The following is a 14,831-nucleotide window of genomic DNA, read 5'->3' as shown; positions in this document are numbered from 1 at the left end:
TTTTCGAATTTCGCGCGAAATTTGAATGGCCCGAACGGCGCCACAACTTCGCGCGAAATTCGAATCCTCCCCCGCGCTCGGGCGTGTATCGCCTGGTCAGGGGGTGGGACTCGAATTTCGCGCGAAGTTGGAGGGGGAGAAGTTGCGCTCGAATTTCGCGCGAAATTGGAAATGTCTGGGTCAGGGGAGGGTGCCGGGCTCGCCTGCGGTGCGTTCGAGGACTCGGAGGGAGCCCGTGACACGGGTTTCGGTGAAGGCGCCGGTGGCGAGGGCTCGGCGGTAGATGTTGTGGGGCGCTTGGCCGCCGTCCTCCGGGTTCGGGAAGACGTCGTGGATGACCAGGGCGCCGCCGGGAACCAGCCAGTGGGCCCATCCCTCGTAGTCGGTGATGGCGGCTTCCTCGGTGTGCCCGCCGTCGATGAACACGAAGGTCAGCGGCGTCCGCCAGAACTCGGCGATCGCGCCGGAGCGGCCGACGATGGCCGTGACCTCGTCCTCCAGGCCGGCTCGGGCGATGGTGCGGCGGAACTCGCCGAGGGTGTCGAGCTTGCCGACGGTGGGGTCCACCAGGTCCGGGTCGTGGTACTCCCAGCCGGGCTGGTGCTCCTCGGAGCCGCGGTGGTGGTCGACGGTGACGATCCGGCCGCCGGTGCGCCGGGCCGCCGCGCCCAGGAAGATCGTCGACTTCCCGCAGTAGGTGCCGATCTCCACGCCCACGCCCTCGCCCAGGTGAGCCAGGGCCGTCTCGTGAAGCGCCAGGCCCTCGTCCGTGGGCATGAACCCGGTCGCCTGCTCGGCGAGGTCGAGCAGTTCCGCAGGCATCGACGGGTGGTGCTCGCGGTCGGTGGTCGATCCCTGCGTCACGTGGTGCCTCTTTCGAATCGGTACTGATGCGCGTTGCAGCGTACCCGGTCCACCCGCTAGCTTGTTAGAACATGTTCTAATTCTCGCAGTGCGGGCGCGGACGAGGAGGCGTAGTGCCGATCGCGATCACCGAGGAGCAGCGGGCCCTGCAGGAGTCCATCCGATCGTGGGCCGAGGGGTCGGGCACCGACCCGGTGCGCAAGCTGGAGAACGCCGACGCCCCGGTCTGGCACGAGCAGGAGACCTGGACCGGCCTGACCGAGATCGGCGTGTTCTCCTTGATCACCGAGGGGCTCGGCACGCTGACCGACCTCGCCGCCGGATTGGAGCAGGCCGCCGACGCGCTGGTGCCCGGGCCGGTGTGGTCCACCGCCGTGGTCGTCGCGCTGCTGGGCGACGCCGACTTCGCCGAGGGCCGGGCCACCGCCGCGGTCGCGCTGGAGCCCGGAGAGCTCGTGGGCACCGAAACAGGTGACGGGCTGGTGGTTTCCGGTCGCGTCGCCGCTGTCGCGGGAGCCGCGGGCGTGACCCACCTGCTGCTGTGCGCCCGGGTGGACGACCGTCCCGCGTGGTTCCTGGTCGAAGCCGAGCGGGCGGAGCTCCGCGCGCGGCCGTCGCTGGACGTGTCCCGGCCGGTCGCGGAGGTCGTGCTGCACGAGGTCACCGTCCCGGCCGCGCGCGTCGTCGGCGACCGGGAGGTGCGCGATCTCGCGGTCACGCTCGCGGCTGCCGAAGCCGTCGGGATCGCCGGCTGGTGCCTGCGCACCGCCGTCGACCACGCGGGCACCCGCGAGCAGTTCGGGCAGATCATCGGATCGTTCCAAGCGGTCAAGCACCTATGCGCGCACATGCTGTGCCGGGTGGAGAAGGCCACCGCCCTGGCCTGGGACGCCGCCCGGGCCGCCGAGGACGCGCCGGAGGAGCACCCGCTCGCCGCCGCCGCGGCCGGAGCCGCCGTCTTCGATGCCGCGGTGGAGGTCGCCAAGGACTGCATCCAGGTGCTCGGCGGCATCGGCTTCACCTGGGAGCACGACGCGCACCTCTACCTCCGCCGCGCGCTGGCGCTGCGCCAGATCGTCGGCGGTTCGGCGGGCTGGCGCAGCCGCGTGGCCGAGCTGTCGGCGTCGGGCGTGCGGCGGAGGCTGAGCCTGTCCGCCGAACTCCCCGAGGACCGGCGCGGCGAGATCCGCGGCTCGGTCGAGGAGATCGCGGCGCTTTCCCCGCAGCAGCAGCGGATCCGGCTCGCCGAGACCGGCTATCTCGCCCCGCACTGGCCCCAGCCCTACGGCTGCGGCGCGAGCCCGCACGAGCAGCTGCTCATCGACGAGGAGCTGGATCGGGCGGGCGTGCGACGCCCCGACATGGTGGTGGGCAACTGGGCGGTGCCGACGATCGTCGAGCACGGCACCGACGCCCAGCGCGAGCGGTTCGTCTGGCAGACGCTGCGCGGCGAGATCACCTGGTGCCAGCTGTTCTCCGAGCCGGGAGCGGGTTCCGACCTCGCCGGCCTGCGCACCAAGGCCGAACGCGTCGAGGGCGGTTGGAAGCTGACCGGCCAGAAGGTGTGGACCTCCCTCGCGCAGGAAGCGGACTGGGGCATCTGCCTCGCCCGCACCGACCCGGACGCGCCGAAGCACCGCGGTATCAGCTACTTCCTGGTCGACATGCGCTCGGAGGGCATCACGGTCCGGCCGCTGCGGGAGATCACCGGCGTGGAGCGGTTCAACGAGGTGTTCCTCGACGACGTCTTCGTCCCCGACGAATGCCTGGTCGCCGAGCCGGGTCAGGGCTGGAAGCTCGCGCGCACCACGCTGGCCAACGAACGCGTCGCGCTCGGTGGCGGGTCGAGCCTCGGCCAGGAGGTCGAACGGCTGCTGGCCGCCTCCGGGGACACCGATCCGTCGCTGCGCGAACGCCTCGGGGGCGCGGTCGTGGACGGCCTGGCCGGTTCACTGCTGCGCCTGCGGGCGACGCTGCGCAGCCTGCACGGGCGGGGGCCGGGCGCGGAGTCCAGCGTCGAGAAGCTGCTGGGCGTGTGGCACCGCCAGAACGTCGCGGAGCTCGGCGTCGAGATGCTCGGCACCGAGGCGCTGGTGATGGAGGCCGAGCCGGTGCACGAGGTGCTGCTCACCCGCGCGCTGTCGATCGCCGGTGGCACGACTCAGGTCCTGCTCAACGTGGTCGCCGAGCGAATCCTCGGACTGCCTCGCTGATCGTTCCCGCGGTCGGCTCCCCCTGCGTGCCGAGTGGCCGCGTGCCCGTCGGGGGTCGGTCGGGTGCGGTTGAACGCGGGAAAGCGGATTCGCCGATCGCAGGCGGTTCCCGAGGCTTGCGCCGGGGCTCGCTCAGGCGGTAGAAGTAGAACAAGTTTCACAACGTGGCCAGGGTTGGTCTAGGGGGCGGGATGGAGTTCACGCTCGGAGAGACGCAGCAGGCAGTGCGGGATCTGGCGGCCGAAGTTCTGGCACGGGAGACCGAGCGGGCCGCCGCCTCAACTGGAATCGGTTTCGACGAGTCGGTGTGGAAGGCGCTCGGCGAGTCGGGCCTGCTGTCGCTGCCTGTTCCCGAGCGCCTCGGCGGTGCCGGGCTCGGCCCGCTGGAGGTCGGTCTGGTGCTCGCCGAGGTCGGCAAGACCGGGGTCGGCGTTCCGGCTCTGGCGACCCTCGCCCTGGGAGTCCTGCCCATCGCCAGGCACGCCGAGCAGGCCCAGCAGGAGCGGCTCCTCGCCGAACCGGGACGGGTGTTCAGCGCGGCGCTCAACGAGGTCTCCGATCCGCTGCCCGCGAAACCCCGCGCGGTGGCGGAGGGAACGCGCGTCACCGGGCGCAAGACCGGTGTGCTGCACGCCGACACCGCGCACCGGCTGCTCGTGTCGGCGAGCACCGAGCACGGCCCCGCGATCGTGCTGGTCGATCCGCACGCCGACGGCGTCACGCTGCACTCGGTGAAGTCCTCGGTCGGCACCGAATGGGTCGTCGACCTCGACGGCGTGGACGGTGAAATCCTCGGCGCACCAGGCGAATCGCTCCTCCACGACGTGCACGCCTGCGCGCTGGCCGGCATGTGCGCGCTCGGCGACGGCGCCGTGGCGGGAGCGCTGGAGCTCACCGCCGAGCACCTGCGCACGCGCCACCAGTTCGGCAAGCCGCTCGCGGCGTTCCAGGCCGTCGCGCAGCAGATCGCCGACGTCTACGTGGTCAACCGGACCCTGCACCTCGCGGCGCTGTCGGCGTCCTGGCGGCTGGGCACCGGGCGCGACGCCGGGGAGGACCTCGACGTAGCCGCGTTCTGGCTCACCGACCAGGCGCCGGCGGCGATGCACACCTGCCACCACCTGCACGGCGGGCTCGGCGTGGACATCACCTACCCGATGCACCGCTACTACTCGCAGGTCAAGGACCTGGCGCGGCTCGCAGGCGGGGTCGAGCACCGCGTCGACGTCCTCGCCCGACACGCCTGAGGAGAAGCCGTGTTCATCGAACTCACCGAGGAGCAGCGCGAGCTGCAGGCCGAACTGCGGGAGTACTTCGGCAACCTCGTCACCGACGAGGAGCGGGCAGCCCTCGCCGTGGACCGGCACGACGACGCGCACCGCGCTGTGGTGCGCCGGATGGGCCGCGACGGCTGGCTGGGCGTGGGCTGGCCGGAGGAGTACGGCGGGCGCGGCTTCGGGGACGTCGAGCAGTACATCTTCGCCAACGAGGCGTCCCGCGCCGACGTGCAGCTGCCGTCGGTGACGCTGCAGACGGTCGGGCCGACGTTGCAGACCTACGGGACCGAGGAGCAGAAGTCCTTCTTCCTGCCCAAGATCCTCGCCGGGGACGTGCACTTCGCGATCGGCTACACCGAGCCCGAAGCCGGCACCGACCTCGCCTCGCTGCGCACCACGGCCGTGCGCGATGGCGACTCGTACGTGGTCAACGGGCAGAAGATCTTCACCACCGGCGGGCACGACGCCGACTACATCTGGCTGGCCTGCCGCACGAACTCCGAGGCGCCCAAGCACAAGGGCATCTCGATCCTCATCGTCGACACCAGCGACCCCGGCTACTCGTGGACGCCGATCATCACCGCCGACGGTTCGCACCACGTCAACGCGACCTACTTCAACGACGTGCGGGTTCCGGCGTCGATGCTCGTGGGGGAGCAGGACCGCGGCTGGAAGCTGATCACCACGCAGCTCAACCACGAGCGCGTCATGCTCGGCCCGTCCGGTCGCACCGGCGGGCTGCGCGAGCGGGTGCACGCGTGGGCCCGCGAGCACGACCTGCTCGAACGACCCGACGTGCGACGGGTTCTCGCGCGGGTGCGAGCGTTCGAGCGGGTCAACGAACTGCTCAACTGGCAGGTCGCTGCCTCGGCGTCGCTCGGTCCGGTGGAGGTCGCCGACGCCTCGGCGACCAAGGTGTTCTCCTCCGAGACCGTGCAGATGCTCGGTCGCGAGCTGGAGGAGATCGTCGGTCGGCACGGAGATCCGTCCGATGAGGACACCGCAGAACTGATGCGATGGCTGGACGTCCAGGCCAAGCGCAACATCGTGCTGACCTTCGGAGGCGGTGTCAGCGAGGTGCAGCGAGAACTGATCGCCACCGCCGGGCTGGGGCTTCCGCGGGTACCGCGCTGAGGAGGGGAGTGTCATGACCAGCACTGAGGCCGACGAGATCCGCTTGGCGGCGAAGCGGATCGCCGAGCGCGGTTCCAGCGCGCCGCGTCCGGCGCGCGATCCGGTCAACCTGCCGATGATCAACAACTGGGTCGAGGCGATGGGCGACGCCAACCCCGTCTACACCTCGGCGGAGGCCGCGGCCGTGTCCGTCCACGGTGGACTCGTCGCGCCGCCGGCGATGGCGCAGGTGTGGACGATGGGCGGGCTCAACCCGCAGCGCGACCCCGACGACCCGCTCTACGCCATGATGGGCGAGCTCGACGCGGCCGGGTACACCTCGGTCGTCGCGACCAACTGCGACCAGACCTACCACCGCTACCTCGAGCACGACGAGCAGGTCGTGGTCACCACCAAGCTCGACTCGGTGGTCGGGCCGAAGACGACCGGGCTCGGCGAGGGCTGGTTCGTCACCACCCGCAACACCTGGTACGTCGGTGACGAGCCCGTGGCCGAGATGATGTTCCGGGTCCTGAAGTTCAAGCCGGCCGAAGCCAAGAGCGCTGAGGCCGAGCCGGAACCGGAGCCACCGGCCGAGGTCGTCCGGCCCGCGATCAACCGCGACACCGCGTACTTCTGGGAAGGCACGGCCGCGGGCGAGCTGCGCATCCAGCGCTGCGGCGGCTGCGGACTGCTGCGGCACCCGCCTGGGCCGATGTGCCCGGAGTGCGGTGCCACCAAGCGCACGCACCTGGTCTCCGAGGGGCTCGGCGAGGTCTACAGCTACGTCGTGCACCACCGGCCCGCGATCCCGGGCAAGAAGCTGCCGCTGGTGATCGCGCTGGTCGAACTCGACGAGGGCGTGCGGATCCTCGGCGAGCTGCACGACGTCGAGCCCGACGAGGTGACGATCGGGCAGCGCGTCCAGGTCGCCTACCAGCGCATCGACGACGAACTGACCTTGCCGTACTGGAAACCTTCGGAGGACGAATGAGTGACACTTTCGCTTCGCGTGCTCATTCGTCCGACCGGGTGCGGGTGTCCCGCAGAGCACTGGAGACAGCATGACTTTGGCGCACACGCGCACGGCGGGCGAGGTCGCGATCGGCGACGCGCTGCCGGAGGAGCGCATCGAGGCGACTCCGACCTTCATCGTCAGCACGGCCATCGCCACGCGCGACTTCCAGGACGTGCACCACGACCGGGATCTGGCGCAGGCCAAGGGGTCCGAGGACATCTTCCTCAACATCCTCACGACCACCGGCCTGGTGCAGCGCTACGTCACCGACTGGGCCGGCCCGGAGGCGCTGGTGCGAGGGGTGTCGATCAAGCTCGGCGTGCCCTGCTACGCCTACGACACCCTGACCATGCACGGACAGGTCCTGGAACGCGGTGACGACGTGTTCGTGGTCGAGGTGCTGGGCCGCAACCAGCTCGGCACCCACGTCACCGGCCGGGTTCGGCTGGAACTCCCGGAGGTGGCCCGATGATCTCAGGAAAGACCGCCATCGCAGGCATCGGCGCGACCGAGTTCTCCAAGGATTCCGGACGCAGCGAGCTGCAGCTGGCCGCCGAGTGCGTGCGCGGCGCGCTGGCCGACGCCGGGATCCATCCGTCCGATGTGGACGGTCTGGTGACCTTCACGATGGACACCAACACCGAGGTCGCGGTGGCCCGCGAGGTCGGCATCCCGAACCTGAGCTACTTCAGCCGCATCCACTACGGCGGCGGCGCGGCCTGCGCCACCGTGCAGCAGGCGGCGATGGCGGTGGCGACCGGGATGGCCGAGGTCGTGGTCTGCTACCGCGCCTTCAACGAGCGCTCCGGGCAGCGGTTCGGCCAGTTCAACGCCGGGCTGTCCGGGCAGGCGACCTCCACGGGCGTCGACAACAGCTGGTCCTACCCGATGGGCCTGGGCACGCCGGGCGCGCAGGTGGCCATGTTCGCCCGCCGCTACATGCATTCCTACGGCGTGGCCAGCGAGGACTTCGGCCGCATCGCGGTCGCCGACCGCAAGCACGCCGCCACCAACCCGCACGCCTGGTTCTACGAGCGGCCGATCACCCTGGAGGACCACCAGAACTCGCGGTGGATCACCGAGCCGTTGCGGTTGCTGGACTGCTGCCAGGAGAGCGACGGCGGGGTCGCGCTGGTGGTGACCAGCCTGGACCGCGCTCGCGACCTGGCCCACCCGCCAGCGGTCGTGGCGGGAGCGGCCCAGGGCAGCGGGCCGGACCAGTTCACCATGACCAGCTACTACCGCGACGACCTCACCGGCCTGCCGGAGATGGGTCTGGTGGCGCGGCAGCTGTGGGAGCAGTCCGGGATCGGTCCGCAGGACGTGCAGGTGGGCATCCTCTACGACCACTTCACGCCGTTCGTGCTGGTCCAGCTCGAAGAGCTCGGGTTCTGCGGCCGAGGCGAGGCCAAGGACTTCATCGCCGACGGCGCCATCGAGCACGGCGGGCGGCTGCCGCTGAACACCCACGGCGGTCAGCTGGGGGAGGCCTACATCCACGGGATGAACGGCATCGCCGAGGCGGTCCGCCAGATCCGGGGAACGGCGGTCAACCAGGTCGATGACGTCGACAACGTCCTCGTGACCGCGGGAACCGGCGTCCCCACCAGCGGACTGGTCCTCACGGCGAACTGAAACATGTTATAGATTTTGCCGCGTTGGGCGGTATGATGTAGCGCGTAGCAGCATGTGAGCCGGTTCCAGTGCGAGAGGGAACCTGTTCCAGTCGGTGGTCGGGAGGTCGAATGCTCAGTGCCGAGACCCGGGAAGGGCTCGCCGAGCGGTTGTGGCGGGCCGAGCGGGATCGGGCCCCGATCCCGCCGCTGGTCGAGTCGCACCCGGACATCGACGTGGTCGACGCCTACGAGATCCAGCTGATCAACATCCGCCGCCGCGACATCGCGGTCGCCGGGCACAAGGTCGGACTGTCCTCGCCGGCGATGCAGCAGATGATGGGCGTCGACGAACCCGACTACGGGCACCTGCTGGCCGACATGCGGTTGGCCGAGGACGTTCCGATCGATGCCCGCGCCTACTGCTACCCGCGGGTGGAGGTCGAGGTCGGATTCCTGCTGGCCGAGGACATCCCGCCGGACTGCGACGAGCAGGGCGTCCTCGACCGCACCGAGGCGCTGATCCCCTCGATCGAGCTGATCGACAGCCGGATCCGCGACTGGCGGATCGGCATCGCCGACACCATCGCCGACAACGCCTCCTCCGCTGGCTACGTGCTCGGAGCGCAGCGGGTGGCGCCCGCCGAGCTCGACCCGCGAGGCATCGACGCCGTCCTGCACCGCAACGGCGAGGTCGTCGCCGAGGGCCGTTCCGACGCGGTGCTGGGCAACCCCGCCACCGCCGTGGCCTGGCTGGCGAACAAGGTCGCCGGGTTCGGGGTGCGGTTGCGCGCCGGGAACGTCGTGCTGCCCGGATCCTGCACCCGCGCCATCGACCTGCGGCCCGGAGACGTGTTCCGCGCCGAGTTCTCCGGTCTCGGCACCGTCGGTCTCACCGCGAAACCCTAGGGGGGCGTCATGACCGCGAAGGCGGCCATCGTCGGGTCGGGCAACATCGGCACCGACCTGCTCTACAAGCTCAGCCGGTCCAGGGACGTCGAACCGGCCTGGATGATCGGCATCGACCCGGACAGCGACGGCCTGCGCCGCGCGGCCGACCTGGGCGTGAGCGCCAGCGCCGAGGGCGTGGACTGGCTGCTGGACAACGAGAGCCCGGACATCGTCTTCGAGGCGACCTCGGCCTACGTGCACAAGGCCAACGCACCGCGCTACGCCGAGCGCGCCATCCGCGCCATCGACCTCACCCCGGCCGCCGTCGGCCCGTACGTGGTGCCGCCGGTCAACATCGACGAGCACCTCGACGCGCCGAACATCAACCTCATCACCTGCGGCGGGCAGGCGACCATCCCGATCGTGCACGCCGTCTCGCGGGTCGTGCCGGTCGCCTACGCCGAGATCGTCGCCTCCGTGGCCTCGGTGTCGGCAGGACCTGGAACCCGGTCGAACATCGACGAGTTCACCCGCACCACCGCCAAGGGCATCGAGGTCATCGGGGGAGCCGAGCGCGGCAAGGCGATCATCGTGCTCAACCCGGCCGACCCGCCGATGATCATGCGGGACACCATCTTCTGCGCCATCCCGGCCGACGCCGACGCCGACGCCATCGGCGAGTCGATCACCCGCATGGCCGCCGACATCGCCGAGTACGTCCCCGGCTACCGGCTGCTGTCCGAGCCGCAGTTCGACCCGCCCTCGGCCGTCACCGGCGGCCAGGCCCGCGTCGCGGTGTTCGTCGAGGTCGAGGGTGCGGGCGACTTCCTGCCGAAGTACTCCGGGAATCTCGACATCATGACCGCCGCCGCCGTGCGGGTCGGCGAGGAGCTCGCCCGCACCGGGGCGCTGCAGAAGGAGGCCGCGCGGTGACCGGACTGCCCAAGACCTACAGCGACGAGCTCGACCTGCGCATCACCGACACCTCGCTGCGCGACGGCTCGCACCACAAGCGCCACCAGTTCACCGCCGACGAGGTGCGCGACATCGTCACCGCGCTCGACGGCGCCGGTGTGCCGGTGATCGAGGTGACCCACGGCGACGGGCTCGGCGGATCCTCGTTCAACTACGGCTTCTCGCGCACCCCCGAGCAGGAGCTGATCACCCTGGCGGCCGAGACCGCGCGCCACGCCAAGATCGCCGTCCTGATGCTGCCGGGCGTCGGCGTCACCGACGACATCGTCATCTCGCGCGACAACGGCGCTTCGGTGTGCCGGATCGCCACCCACTGCACCGAAGCCGATGTTTCCGTGCAGCACTTCGGGCTCGCGCGCGAGCAGGGCATGGAGACCGTCGGCTTCCTGATGATGGCCCACTCCCAGCCGCCCGAGGTGCTGGCCAAGCAGGCGCGGATCATGGTCGACGCCGGCTGCCAGTGCGTCTACGTCGTCGACTCCGCCGGTGCGCTGGTGCTGGAGCAGGTCGCCGAGCGGGTCCAGGCCCTGGACGCCGAGATCGGCGGTGACGCGCAGATCGGCTTCCACGGGCACGAGAACCTCGGCGTCGCCGTGGCCAACTCCGTGGCGGCCGCGCGCGCCGGTGCCGTTCAGATCGACGGCAGCGCCAGGCGTTTCGGTGCGGGAGCTGGCAACACGCCGGTGGAGGCGTTCGTCGCCGTGTGCGACAAGCTCGGATTCCGGACCGGGGTGGACTTCTTCGCCATCGCCGACGCCGCCGAGGACGTGGTGCGCCCGGCGATGCCCGAGGAATGCCTGCTCGACCGCTCCGCGCTGATGATGGGCTACGCCGGGGTGTACTCCAGCTTCCTCAAGCACGCCGCCAACCAGGCCGAGCGCTACGGCGTCAGCCAGGCGCAGCTGCTGGTCCGGGCCGGTGAGCGCAAGCTCGTCGGCGGCCAGGAGGACCAGCTGATCGACATCGCGTTGGAGCTCACACGCGAAAAAGCCGAGTGACAAGACCCGAACTCTCGAACGGAGCGCTGCATGAGTGAGCGGGACAGCACAGAAGTTCTCGAAGCGGTGCGCAAGCTGCTTCCCTCGCTGCGCGATCGAGCGCAGCAGGCCGAGGACGGCCGCAAGATCCCGGCGGAATCCATCGCCGAACTGCAGGAAGCGGGCTTCTTCTCGCTGCTGCAGCCCCAGCGCTACGGCGGCTACGAGGCCGACCCGGTGGAGTTCTACACCGCGGTGAAGCTCATCGCCGGCGCCTGCGGCTCCACCGGCTGGGTCGCCTCCATCCTCGGCGTGCACCCCTGGCACCTCGCGCTGTTCCCGCAGCAGGCGCAGGACGACGTCTGGGGCGAGGACACCAACACGCGAATCTCGTCCTCCTACGCGCCGATGGGCAAGGCCACGGTCGTCGACGGCGGCTACCGGTTGTCCGGCAAGTGGAGCTTCTCGTCCGGATGCGACCACGCGAGCTGGGTGTTCGTCGGCGGGCCCGCCCTCGACGGCGACGGCAAGATGGTCGACTTCTGCACCTACCTGCTGCCGCTGGGCGACTACGCCATCAACGACGTGTGGGACACCGTCGGCCTGCGCGGCACCGGCAGCAACGACATCGTCGTGGACGACGTGTTCATCCCCTCCCACCGGGCGTTGAGCTTCATGGCGATGTCGAAGACCCAGTGCCCCGGCCACGAGATCAACACCGCGCCGCTGTACCGGCTGCCGTGGGGAACGGTGCACCCCTCGACGATCACCGCCCCGATCATCGGCATGGCGCAGGGCGCCTACGACGCGCACGTGGAGCACCAGGCCAAGCGGGTCCGGGCCGCCTACGCCGGTGAGCAGGCCAAGGACGACCCGTTCGCCAAGGTCCGCATCGCCGAGGCCGCCAGCGAGATCGACGCCGCGTGGCTGCAGCTGTCCACCAACATCGCCGAGGAGCTCGCCCTGCTCCGAGCGGGCGAGGAGGTGCCGATGTCGCTGCGGCTCAAGGCCCGGCGCGACCAGGTGCGCGGCACCGCGCGGGCGATCTCCGCGGTGGACCGGCTCTTCGAGAACTCCGGCGGCCGGGCGCTGCAGTCCGGCACGCCGATCCAGCGGTTCTGGCGGGACGCGCACGCAGGCAGGGTGCACGCGGCCAACGACGCCGAGCGCGCCTACACGATGTTCGGCAGCGGGGAATTCGGTCTACCGGTGAAGGATTCGATGGTCTGATGGTGGAGATCAAGAGCCAGGACGCGACGCTGCCCTCCGGGCTGACGCTGCACTACCACGAGGCCGGGGTCGGCAACGAGTCCACCGTGGTCATGCTGCACGGCGGCGGTCCCGGGGCGTCGGCGTGGAGCAACTTCAGCCGCAACATCGACGCCTTCGCCGAGGAGTTCCACGTCATCGCCGTGGACCAGCCCGGATTCGGCAAGTCGTCGAAACCGACCGAGCACGGCCAGTACTTCACCCACAGCGCGAACGCCCTCAAGGAGTTGTTCGACGCGCTGGGCGTCGACAAGGCGCACCTGCTGGGCAACTCGCTCGGCGGCGGCACCGCGGTGCGCTTCGCGCTGAACTTCCCGGACCGAGCGGGCCGGCTGGTGCTGATGGGGCCGGGCGGGCTGAGCATCAACGTGTTCGCACCCGACCCCACCGAAGGCGTGCAGAAGCTCGGCCAGTTCGCGGCGCCGCCCGGACCGACCAAGGAGAAGCTCGAGGCGTTCCTGCGGACTATGGTCTACGACCAGTCGCTGATCACTGAGGAGCTGCTCGACGAGCGCTTCGCCGCTGCGAGCGCGCCGGAATCGCTGGCCGCGATGAAGGCGATGGGGAAGTCCTTCTCCCAACCGGAATCCTTCGAAGAGGGCCTGCTGTGGCGGGAGGCCTACAAGCTGCGGCAGCGGGTCCTGCTGATCTGGGGCCGCGAGGACAGGGTCAACCCGCTGGACGGGGCGCTGGTGGCGCTCAAGCTCATCCCGCGCGCCCAGCTGCACGTCTTCGGACGCTGCGGTCACTGGGCACAGCTGGAGAAGTTCGACGAGTTCAACCGCATCACCCGAGATTTCCTGACCGACTGACTTGGTGTTTGAAGTGGCGGAGCCGCTTTCGCTTCCGGCGAGCGCCCTCGACGCTTGCACTGCCGGGGGTTCTCAGCGGCTTCGTGGTGAGCACGCCTCGACGCCGTGCATTGGCATACATCAGTCGTGGCGCGCGGAGTCCACGGAGCCGCTGAGGTTCCCCTACCCGCACCGCGAAACAAGCAGACCAGCGCTTCTGAGAAAGCAAGGGAGGGTCCCCCATGGGCATTCGCTCGCTCGGGTACCTGCGCATCGAGGCCACCGACATCGAGGCGTGGCGGGTGTACGGCCTGAAGGTCCTCGGCATGGTCGAGGGCAGCGGGACCGACCCGGACGCGTTGTACCTGCGCATGGACGACTTCCCGGCGCGGCTGGTGATCGTGCCCGGTTCGCAGGACCGGCTGCTGCACGCCGGCTGGGAGGCCGAGCACGCGGCCGGTCTGCAGGAGGTGCGGGACTCGTTGAACGCCAACGGGGTTCCGTTCAAGGAGGGGACCACCGACGAGCTCGCGGACCGGCGGGTGATGGAGCTGATCCGCTTCAGCGACCCCTCGGGCAACGAGCTGGAGGTCTTCCACGGCGCCGCGTTGCAGCACCGGCGGGTCGTCAGCCCCTACGGGCACACGTTCGTCACCGACGAGCAGGGCTTGGGGCACGTGGTGCTGTCCACCCACGACGACGAGGCGGCGCTGCGGTTCTACCGCGACGTCCTCGGGTTCAAGCTGCGCGACTCGATGCGGATGCCGCCGGAACTGGTCGGCAGGCCCGCCGACGGCGAGCCCGCGTGGCTGCGGTTCTTCGGCTGCAACCCGCGGCACCACAGCCTGGCGTTCCTGCCGATGCCCACGCCCAGCGGCATCGTGCACCTGATGGTCGAGGTCGCCGACGTCGACGACGTCGGGCTCACCCTCGACCGCGCCTACCGGCGCGAGGTGCCGATGTCGGCGACGCTGGGCAGGCACGTCAACGACCTGATGCTGTCGTTCTACATGAAGACCCCGGGCGGGTTCGACGTCGAATTCGGCTGCGAGGGAAGGCAAGTCGACGACGATGACTGGATCGCCCGCGAGAGCACGGCGGTCAGCCTGTGGGGTCACGACTTCTCGGTCGGCAACCGGCCGCCCGGGCAGTGAGGGGAGGGGCGATGGAAGCCGTGGTCCCGGAGGTCGACGGCGCCGCGTTCCGGCGCACGCTCGGCCACTTCTGCACCGGCGTCACGGTGGTGACCGCCACCTGCGACGGAGAGCCGGTGGGCTTCGCCTGCCAGTCCTTCTCGGCGCTGTCCCTGGACCCGCCGCTGGTCCTGTTCTGCCCGGGCAAGGCCTCCCGCACGTGGCCGCTCATCGAGCGCGCCGGCCACTTCTGCGTCAACGTGCTGTCTGCCGGGCAGCAGGAGGTGTCCGCGGTGTTCGGGCGCCGAGGCGAGGACAAGTTCGCCGACCTGGACTGGACCCCGGCACCCTCGGGTGCCCCCGTCCTCGACGGCGCCCTCACCTGGCTCGACTGCGAGGTCGAGTCGGTCCTCGACGGCGGCGACCACCACATCGTCCTCGGCCGCGTCCGCACTCTGGGCGACACCACGGCCGAGGACCCCCTCCTCTTCTACAAGGGCGCCTACACGGGCATCACCCGCCCCACAACACCAGCCCGCTACTGGCCCGAGGACTTCCTCACCGGAACCCCAGAAGACTGGCTCTGACACCAGAACCCCGAACACCGCCGTAATCCGGTACCGGAATACGGCGGTGTTTCAGGCACCTGATTACGGCGGTATTCCGGCGTCCCGCACGGTTGTGCCTGGTGGGGGAG

General features: G+C 70.2%; 14 protein-coding genes. 13 read left to right on the top strand and 1 reads right to left on the bottom strand.

Features of this window, described 5'->3' with window-relative positions; all coding sequences use genetic code 11:
- Window positions 1–180 precede the first annotated feature (180 nt).
- The gene (locus tag AB0J91_RS10980) at window positions 181–864 is read right to left on the bottom strand and encodes a class I SAM-dependent methyltransferase (RefSeq protein WP_363866612.1); all 684 of its coding nucleotides are present in this window, start codon (window positions 862–864) and stop codon (window positions 181–183) included.
- Window positions 865–977: 113 nt separating this feature from the next.
- Here AB0J91_RS10980 and AB0J91_RS10975 point away from each other — a divergent pair, with 113 nt between their 5' ends.
- The 13 genes from AB0J91_RS10975 to hsaB all read left to right on the top strand — a co-directional run bounded on the left by AB0J91_RS10975 (window position 978) and on the right by hsaB (window position 14,721).
- Window positions 978–3,077, top strand: a complete 2,100-nt coding sequence (locus AB0J91_RS10975) for an acyl-CoA dehydrogenase (protein ID WP_363866609.1) — start codon at window positions 978–980, stop codon at window positions 3,075–3,077.
- Between the two features lie 191 nt (window positions 3,078–3,268).
- The gene (locus AB0J91_RS10970) at window positions 3,269–4,324 is read left to right on the top strand and encodes an acyl-CoA dehydrogenase family protein (RefSeq protein ID WP_363866606.1); all 1,056 of its coding nucleotides are present in this window, start codon (window positions 3,269–3,271) and stop codon (window positions 4,322–4,324) included.
- 9 nt (window positions 4,325–4,333) lie between these two features.
- Entirely contained in the window at window positions 4,334–5,488 is a 1,155-nt protein-coding gene (locus tag AB0J91_RS10965; protein ID WP_363793023.1) for an acyl-CoA dehydrogenase family protein, read from the top strand.
- Between the two features lie 13 nt (window positions 5,489–5,501).
- Window positions 5,502–6,461: an OB-fold domain-containing protein gene (locus tag AB0J91_RS10960; RefSeq protein ID WP_363866603.1), complete on the top strand. Its 960-nt coding sequence runs from the start codon at window positions 5,502–5,504 to the stop codon at window positions 6,459–6,461.
- A 70-nt stretch (window positions 6,462–6,531) separates the two neighbouring features.
- Complete coding sequence (locus AB0J91_RS10955) at window positions 6,532–6,957, top strand: MaoC family dehydratase (protein WP_363866600.1); 426 nt, start codon at window positions 6,532–6,534, stop codon at window positions 6,955–6,957.
- Entirely contained in the window at window positions 6,954–8,120 is a 1,167-nt protein-coding gene (locus AB0J91_RS10950) for a lipid-transfer protein (RefSeq protein ID WP_363866597.1), read from the top strand. Before AB0J91_RS10955 ends, AB0J91_RS10950 begins: the two co-directional genes overlap by 4 nt.
- 110 nt (window positions 8,121–8,230) lie before the next feature.
- Window positions 8,231–9,007 (top strand): 2-keto-4-pentenoate hydratase, encoded by a 777-nt coding sequence (locus tag AB0J91_RS10945; RefSeq protein ID WP_363866594.1) that lies wholly within the window; start codon window positions 8,231–8,233, stop codon window positions 9,005–9,007.
- 9 nt (window positions 9,008–9,016) lie between these two features.
- Window positions 9,017–9,922, top strand: a complete 906-nt coding sequence (locus AB0J91_RS10940) for an acetaldehyde dehydrogenase (acetylating) (protein ID WP_363866591.1) — start codon at window positions 9,017–9,019, stop codon at window positions 9,920–9,922.
- Window positions 9,919–10,962, top strand: coding sequence for a 4-hydroxy-2-oxovalerate aldolase (gene dmpG, locus AB0J91_RS10935; RefSeq protein ID WP_363866588.1), 1,044 nt, complete (start codon window positions 9,919–9,921; stop codon window positions 10,960–10,962). Before AB0J91_RS10940 ends, dmpG begins: the two co-directional genes overlap by 4 nt.
- 30 nt (window positions 10,963–10,992) lie before the next feature.
- Window positions 10,993–12,171 carry a 3-hydroxy-9,10-secoandrosta-1,3,5(10)-triene-9,17-dione monooxygenase oxygenase subunit gene (gene hsaA, locus AB0J91_RS10930; protein WP_363866585.1) on the top strand — a complete coding sequence of 393 codons (1,179 nt, stop codon included), beginning with the start codon at window positions 10,993–10,995 and terminating at the stop codon, window positions 12,169–12,171.
- Window positions 12,171–13,022: a 4,5:9,10-diseco-3-hydroxy-5,9,17-trioxoandrosta-1(10),2-diene-4-oate hydrolase gene (gene hsaD, locus AB0J91_RS10925; RefSeq protein WP_363866582.1), complete on the top strand. Its 852-nt coding sequence runs from the start codon at window positions 12,171–12,173 to the stop codon at window positions 13,020–13,022. The genes hsaA and hsaD overlap by 1 nt, the downstream gene beginning before the upstream one ends.
- Before the next feature lie 221 nt (window positions 13,023–13,243).
- Complete coding sequence (hsaC, locus tag AB0J91_RS10920; protein WP_363793041.1) at window positions 13,244–14,155, top strand: iron-dependent extradiol dioxygenase HsaC; 912 nt, start codon at window positions 13,244–13,246, stop codon at window positions 14,153–14,155.
- Window positions 14,156–14,166: 11 nt separating this feature from the next.
- Window positions 14,167–14,721: a 3-hydroxy-9,10-secoandrosta-1,3,5(10)-triene-9,17-dione monooxygenase reductase subunit gene (hsaB, locus tag AB0J91_RS10915; protein ID WP_363866579.1), complete on the top strand. Its 555-nt coding sequence runs from the start codon at window positions 14,167–14,169 to the stop codon at window positions 14,719–14,721.
- The last annotated feature ends 110 nt before the right edge of the window (window positions 14,722–14,831 follow it).

The organism is Saccharopolyspora sp. NPDC049357, from assembly GCF_040677225.1.
Taxonomy (GTDB): Bacteria; Actinomycetota; Actinomycetes; order Mycobacteriales; family Pseudonocardiaceae; genus Saccharopolyspora.
The sequence above is the reverse complement of the archived record's forward strand: the minus strand, read 5'-3'. Positions and strand labels throughout refer to the sequence as shown.

Excerpts from the sequence above, each read along its gene's own strand:
- AB0J91_RS10970 (WP_363866606.1), top strand. The coding sequence starts at position 3,269 with ATGGAGTTCACGCTCGGAGAGACGCAGCAGGCAGTGCGGGATCTGGCG.
- AB0J91_RS10960 (WP_363866603.1), top strand. The coding sequence starts at position 5,502 with ATGACCAGCACTGAGGCCGACGAGATCCGCTTGGCGGCGAAGCGGATC.
- AB0J91_RS10955 (WP_363866600.1), top strand. The coding sequence starts at position 6,532 with ATGACTTTGGCGCACACGCGCACGGCGGGCGAGGTCGCGATCGGCGAC.
- AB0J91_RS10950 (WP_363866597.1), top strand. The coding sequence starts at position 6,954 with ATGATCTCAGGAAAGACCGCCATCGCAGGCATCGGCGCGACCGAGTTC.
- AB0J91_RS10945 (WP_363866594.1), top strand. The coding sequence starts at position 8,231 with ATGCTCAGTGCCGAGACCCGGGAAGGGCTCGCCGAGCGGTTGTGGCGG.
- AB0J91_RS10940 (WP_363866591.1), top strand. The coding sequence starts at position 9,017 with ATGACCGCGAAGGCGGCCATCGTCGGGTCGGGCAACATCGGCACCGAC.
- hsaA (WP_363866585.1), top strand. The coding sequence starts at position 10,993 with ATGAGTGAGCGGGACAGCACAGAAGTTCTCGAAGCGGTGCGCAAGCTG.
- hsaD (WP_363866582.1), top strand. The coding sequence starts at position 12,171 with ATGGTGGAGATCAAGAGCCAGGACGCGACGCTGCCCTCCGGGCTGACG.
- hsaC (WP_363793041.1), top strand. The coding sequence starts at position 13,244 with ATGGGCATTCGCTCGCTCGGGTACCTGCGCATCGAGGCCACCGACATC.
- hsaB (WP_363866579.1), top strand. The coding sequence starts at position 14,167 with ATGGAAGCCGTGGTCCCGGAGGTCGACGGCGCCGCGTTCCGGCGCACG.